The 6,804-nt window shown below is 44.3% G+C and carries 4 protein-coding genes; 1 reads left to right on the plus strand and 3 read right to left on the minus strand.

Annotated features, from left to right (window positions below; genetic code table 11):
- Window positions 1-287 precede the first annotated feature (287 nt).
- Window positions 288-479: a hypothetical protein gene (locus KKC46_13085; GenBank protein ID MBU1054740.1), complete on the plus strand. Its 192-nt coding sequence runs from the start codon at window positions 288-290 to the stop codon at window positions 477-479.
- A gap of 1,245 nt (window positions 480-1,724) precedes the next feature.
- Here the strand turns inward: KKC46_13085 and KKC46_13090 are convergent.
- The 3 genes from KKC46_13090 to istA all read right to left on the minus strand — a co-directional run bounded on the left by KKC46_13090 (window position 1,725) and on the right by istA (window position 6,482).
- Complete coding sequence (locus tag KKC46_13090; GenBank protein ID MBU1054741.1) at window positions 1,725-3,953, minus strand: molybdopterin-dependent oxidoreductase; 2,229 nt, start codon at window positions 3,951-3,953, stop codon at window positions 1,725-1,727.
- A gap of 196 nt (window positions 3,954-4,149) precedes the next feature.
- Window positions 4,150-4,908 carry an IS21-like element helper ATPase IstB gene (istB, locus tag KKC46_13095; protein MBU1054742.1) on the minus strand — a complete coding sequence of 253 codons (759 nt, stop codon included), beginning with the start codon at window positions 4,906-4,908 and terminating at the stop codon, window positions 4,150-4,152.
- A gap of 17 nt (window positions 4,909-4,925) precedes the next feature.
- Complete coding sequence (istA, locus tag KKC46_13100) at window positions 4,926-6,482, minus strand: IS21 family transposase (GenBank protein ID MBU1054743.1); 1,557 nt, start codon at window positions 6,480-6,482, stop codon at window positions 4,926-4,928.
- Window positions 6,483-6,804 lie beyond the last annotated feature (322 nt).

Raw genomic sequence — 6,804 nt, forward strand, 5'->3', positions numbered from 1 at the left:
AAATAGCGCAAGCACGGTTCTGAGAGGGGTTAGCGCCAACTGATGTATGGTTGAAATATTGTGGCACCGCCGGGAAACCAGGCGGAAACGGAGAACACAAACATCGACCTGTAGCATCAGAAGAAACTAATCTACTCGACTAGGTTCTTTCCCAAATTAAATATAGGACATAATAATTACAACTTGTTAGATCATATATAACTCTGCAAATTCATTCAAATATTGTAAAAACACGGTTTGGGCAACAGCCCGTCAAGATTTTACTCTGGTCTCATGATGACATAAAGTTGTATTTCCAGAAGCTGCTTTCCGGGGATTTCAAGGATTCGGGATGCGACTACTATGAGAGCGGTGATGGCGGATATGCTAAAATTGAGATACGGCGATATTGGACAACATCAGATATAGAGCAGAATCAGAACGGGAAATGCGCCGGAAAACTTTGCCGTGCTCAGGCATATTGCCTTGAATATGATTAAAAAAGAAGCAACACCGAAAAAGAACATAAAATAAAAACGACTCAGAGCTGGTTGGGATAATGATTATCTCATGAAAGTCCTGGCAGGTTAATTTATAAATCCGGTTACCCTGGGAATCAACTTCATTTGGTCAGATAGCCAAAGAAGTTTGAAATAAAATCAAGATAATATTCAAATCGGATGGAATCGTTTGTACCTGTTCACGATTTGTCTTCATTTCCGCTTCAGAAAGTGTATTTGGTTATTTTGGAAAAAAATGGATAAAAATACATTGCATTTAAAAAAGATGGCAAGGAGTATATAAAGTTTTCCAGTAGGTGTAAGTTTATTGGGAGTAGTTAAAGAACTGGGGATGATGTAGGCTTTTGTTTCGTTGATATACAATATATCTATCAAGTTAAGTAATTATTCACTGTGTCGAGTAGACCGGCTTCTCCAATGAAAACAACACGTTCACGGATAGTCTTTTAATGACGCCTTGCCGCACGCGGCTACTACGTGCCTACCGTTTTCGTATAGCTTTCACCGTTGGCACCGGCCCCTCTCAGAACCGTGCTTGCGCTATTTACGCACACGGCTCCTCACATGGTCAATTCACGGAGAAGCCGGTTACTTACGGGCCTTCTCCGCTATGCGACGCAATTTCGTTGTCACCGGTTCTCCGCTTCCGTGAACGGTCGGTGTTGCCTCACGCCGCGCTCCCATGTGTAGCCTCCTTCCCTCCAGCAGCATTACCCGCCTTCACAGGTACTATGAGACTATCCGACTCCCTGTGCCTCATTTGCCTTCCTCCCTCTTCAGTTGTCCGGCATACTCTCGATTGCTCGAAAGCGGCACAGGGCCTCCCGGGTTACCGCAAAATCCTGATGTCAAACATGCCATGGTCTCAGACCCCGGAGAAGCAGACATTGCCTTGCCTTTAGCGGTAACATCTGTGTTGACTTCCAGTTCTTGAACACTGTCGTCCTTCCCATCGAGTCACTTACGGGGCTCAATCCCTTCAGCCTTTCGGTTTACGGCCTGCCTGCTCGCTGTCCTACGCTTAAAGCGCCATGTTACCATGGAACCTCCAAGGACTCGCTACCCGGTGGTTGGCCAACCTTCCGGGGCGGGCGTCTCACCCGCTGGATTTTACGACCTTGCCCGGCCGCACTCAAGATGTGACACCGATTACCTTTATAATTGCTATTTCGCAGAAACCGAAACCGGCGGCAATGTCAATAGAAATTATTAAAAAACAATTGGTTAGGCTTTAGATACACGACACGGCACATACCGATGCAGAGGAGTGCCCGCCAGCCGGTCCCGGTGCTTTGAAGATGTGAGCTGGTTCACATTCACACCATATGTTCGGCCTTCAAACACCAATCCGAATCCGTGTGGCAGGATAACAGCGCCCGGTGAGGCAATATCAGATATTTCAGCAGGTACCGTCAGCATAGAAGCTTCAGTTGCTATTGATACCAGATCACCATTGACGATGCCCAAGACCTTGGCATCATCTTTGCTGATGAGCAGGTTACAAACCGGTTTGTGGTTATTCCAGGCCGGATTGCGCATAATCGTGTTGGCAGTGTACTGAAAATGTCTTCCCGCCATAAGAACCATTGGGAACTCTTCATTATTAAGCATCTTTTGCTCCGCCTCCGGTTCGATTTCCTGTAACCAATTGTCCATCTCTTCAATGTAGAGATGTATTTTCTTATCCGGCGTTTCTATCAACGCCAGATTATTCTCCGGATCCAGCTTGCCGATCACGATTCCCTCGGGGTGGTTCATTAGCTTCTGGAAAAGAGTATCCCCGATTTTCGGACTCATGGTGTAGCCGGCTCTTGCAACGTCGCCGGGAAAGCTTTGAGCGTATATGTTCAACATTAGCCATACTACCGAAAGGTTGGCTGAGTTCATGCTTTGCCCGAGGGTCTTCGAGACAATGAGCGGTATCAAGGGCTCAACATCCTTATTGGTACCGGCAAAACGCATGAGCTCGGCAAGGTAGTCGCTTTTTTCTCCTTGTGCGTATTGAAAAAGAGTATCAGGGATTTCGGGTAGAATCCCCATTTCTTCGGCAAGTCGGTTAAAGATTTCCACTTCTTCAAGTGGTTCGCCTACCCACTCACAGCATGGGTGTCGCAGCTGGAAATGCACTTCCGGAAACGAATTGATTAAAGAAGCAAAATCCCACTTTTCAAAACTGGACTTTGCCGGAAGCACGTAATCGCTCATCTGTGCTGTTTCGCTCATGGCAATCTCAATAGTAACCAAAAGATCCAGTTTCTTAAATGCACGCTCATACGCATGCGTATCGGCATAGGAACGCAAGGGATTTGATCCGCTGACCAGCATCGCCCGTATTCGATCGTCCTTATTGCTGAGGATTTCTTCCGGAGCCACATTCGGTGGAAAGAAGCCGCATATTTCGGGGAAATCGGTTTCTACGGTCCGCCATGAGCTGTCATCCCGCTCATCAGAATGAGGAAACTGAAAAATGTTTCCCTTCCAGACATTTCCACCCGGCATGCCTATGCGACCGCAGATTGCCATAAGTATCATTTCAAGGTAAGAATTCATCGTGCTTTGCCGGTCCATCAATAGCCCAAGGTCCGTCTTCAGGGCTGTCGTCTCTGTAGCGTATAATTTGGCGACATCTTTTACCGTGTCATAATCCAAGGCACATACGTCAAGCGCCGAACGTATATCAAAGTCCTTGAACTTTGGAAGGATCAATTCATAATCTGTGCAATGGTTATCAATATAGGTTTTATTCTCCCATCCTTCACTGAGAATAATGGCGATCATCGATTTGAGAAACAGGGCCAAAGTCCCGATTCGCAGCCTTAGGTGCCGGTTAGCCCGCTGAGCAGTCTCACTAAAAAAAGGGTCAACAACAATCAGCTGCTTGTCCTGATCCTTGGCAAATTCGTCAATATAGTACTTAGCTCGGTTAACGCCTGTGCTGACATATCCGTTCCAGCCGATCACCAAAAGATTTTTGGCTCGACCCAGATCGGGTTTTGGTTCGTGGCCCTGCCGACCGTAAGCTCGCCCACAGGTCCAAAACATCCCGGAAAACTCCTGTGCCGCGGGACTATAATGATAACGGGAGCCAAGTGCATAAAGGAAAGTTTGCCCGATAGCCATCTCGGTTTGTGTGCCGACAGTACCACCGCCCATATAGGCATAGGAACGGGGACCGCAGGTGTTTACAATGCCTTTCAACTTTTCACCAATTTCAGAAACGGCCTGCTCCCACGACACCTTAATAAATCGGCTACCGTCCTTCTTAAGGGGGTGCGTCAAACGTTCCTTATGGTTTTGGTAATGTGCCACCTTTGCCCCTTTTCGACAAATATACCCTTTTGTCCGGGGATGATTTTTATCGGCTTTGACTTTCGTTATTGTACTTTTATCCACCTGTAACTCCAAACCACAGTTATGAAAACAGAGTGGACATGATGTTTTTTTCCATTCCATCTTTAATTTCCTCCTATGTTTAATAAGTACATTTCAACAATTATCCAGATATCTTGTTGGAATTAGAATAGTGGATATTCCGCTCAAATCGGCCACTAGTTCCGGAACAAATCGGCCACCTATTCCGCTCCATTCCGGCCACCCATTCCGGAGTTAATCGGCCACCTGATCGGAGCGAAGCGACGCTGGTTTTTTTCTATTTCCCAGTTTTGTTTTTATTAGTCAATGGAGATCTTATTTTCCGCATGGATTCTCCTTTTAAATTAATTTTATGCGCGTTGTGAATTAAGCGATCAAGAACCGCATCTGCTATTGTGGGGTCGCCTATAGCTTCAAACCATTTTTCTACCGGTAGTTGCGTAGATATTATTGTTGAACAAAGACCTTGCCTGTCTTCTATCACTTCCAATAAATCTTTACGTTCAGCATCTTTTATAGGGCTAATGCAAAAATCATCAACAATTAGTACTTTTGCCTTTGCTATTTTATTCATCAGTTTTGGATAGCTGCCGTCTGCCCTGGCAACAGCAGTGTCCTGGAACAATCGGGGGGCTCTCATATACAATGAAGAAAACCCTTTCCTGCATGCACTGTTTGCCAATGCACAGGCAAGATAAGTTTTGCCGGCTCCGGTTGGGCCTGTAATAGTAACATTTTGTGTGCTTTTTATCCAGTTACAGTTTGCAAGGCTTAAGATTACTGATTTATCAATGCCCCGAGGGCTTTTATAATCAATATCCTCAATACAGGCATTGTCTTTGAATTTTGCATTTCTTAGAAGTGTTTTAAGTCGTCGATCATCCCGCCAACTCCAGTGATGATCCACCAGAAGACCAAATCGTTCTTCAAAAGACAGACCATTCATGTCCGGCTGCATCATCTGATCTTTAAACGCATTAGCCATTCCATTGAGCTTCATGGAATAAAGTTTTTCAAGTGTTTGTTCATTTAACACAATCTTCTCCTTTTTATTTAAATAGTTAACGGTTCCTGAAAATATTGCTTTCCTCTTATATTGGTATGATCTATGGGTTCTTTTTCAGTTTGTTCCAATTGAAGTGGAAGCTTATCCAGCCCTTTTTTTAAAATGGATTCCACACTTTTATAGGAATATGATTGGATGGATATTGCCCGGGCGCATGCACTTTCAAGACGTTGGGGGGTATATCGTTTCCCTAACCTCATAATGCCCATACAGGCCCGAAAGCCCTGCTCAGGATGTCGCCTGCTGTTGATAATACCTGCTACAATCTGCCCGGTCTGCGGACCGTTTTTAGCAGCCCAGTTAATAACCCTTGACGGTGTCCACTCAAGATACTGCTGATGGGATTTCGGCATATGCTCCCGGTATGTTGTAAAGCCGCCTTTTTTGTAGCTCCGGGGATAACTCGCTATCCTTTTATTTTTAAATAATATTTCTACAGTGTTGTTTGTATACCGGACATCTACCTGCTCTTTTCTCAGCTGATAGGGCACACTGTAATAATGCCGGTCAAATTCAATATGGTAATCTATATTTACCCTGGCTTTTTTCCATTCAGCATATTCATATTTAGCTACCGGAAGGGGTTTTAAGGCCGGTTTGTCTATTTTCTCGAACATCTCACGGCGTGTGGTATCGAGCTTTTGAAACGTCCGATTGTTCAGCTCGGTCAGTTTCTGGGCAATTGCTCTGTTTAGTTCTGCAAAACTGAAAAACGTATGTTTTCTTAAAGCAGCTATTATCCAGCTCTCAGAAAATTTGACAGCATTTTCAGCTTTGGCTTTATCTTTTGGTTTTCGTACTCTTGCAGGAATAACAGCAGCACCATAGTGCAGCGCCATGTCATTATAGGTGGGATTGATATCCGGTTCATACCGTGATGGATGAGTTACACCTGATTTTAAATTGTCCGGAACAAGTATTTGTGCAACACCTTCAAAAAACTCAAACGCATGGATATGGGATTTTATCCAGTATGGCAAGGCCTGAGAAGGGGTGGCTTCGGCAAATGTATAATTGCTTGCACCCAGGACCGCAATAAATAGCTGTGCTTGGCTAATATTGCCGGTTTCAGGATCATTCACGGGAATTGTGTTTCCGGCATAATCAATAAACAGTTTCTCTCCTGCATTATGTCTTTGCCTTAAAGCGATATCGAGTTTGTTCGCCCAATTCTGATACAACTCGCAAAAATAACTGAACTGATATCCATCCGGATTGTCCTGTTTATACTCGTACCAGAGAAGCTGAAGAGTTACTCCTTTTTTCTTTAATTCATTGTGGATATACTCCATGGAAGGCATGTTGCGTTTCTTAACAGGCCCGTCATTCTTGTTCTTAAACATAAGATGCGAGATATCCGTATCACTGAGATCGGCAGGAATGGGCCATGCAAGTCCGGCGGTTTTAGCCCTGCTCAGATAGCTTGCAACCGTACTTCGTGAAACAGAGCAGCTTTTGGCAATTTGTCTGTCTGTGAGACCACTGTCATACTTAAGTCGTAATATTTCTCTTATTTTCCGCATAGATAATCTTTCTTTCGCCATTATGTTCTCCTCAATTATAATTGAGAAAGACATAGGATTAAAAAGTTTAATTATCCAGCGTCGCTATTAATTATTCTTTATTATAGGGTGGCCGATTTATACCGGAACTAGTGGCCGGAATGCTCCGGAATGGGTGGCCGATTTGTTCCGGAATAGGTGGCCGGAATGGAGCGGAATATCCAGTAAAACTAAAAGCGCATGAATTGCATTGATTATATTAATACGGTATTACATAAAACTGCAATCCGTATTAATCTCCAAAATAAATTGATGGATATTAAGTGCTATTTAAAGCGCTTGAGGTTGTATCTGTATGATATTT

This window comes from Pseudomonadota bacterium, from assembly GCA_018817425.1.
Taxonomy (GTDB): Bacteria; Desulfobacterota; Desulfobacteria; order Desulfobacterales; family RPRI01; genus RPRI01.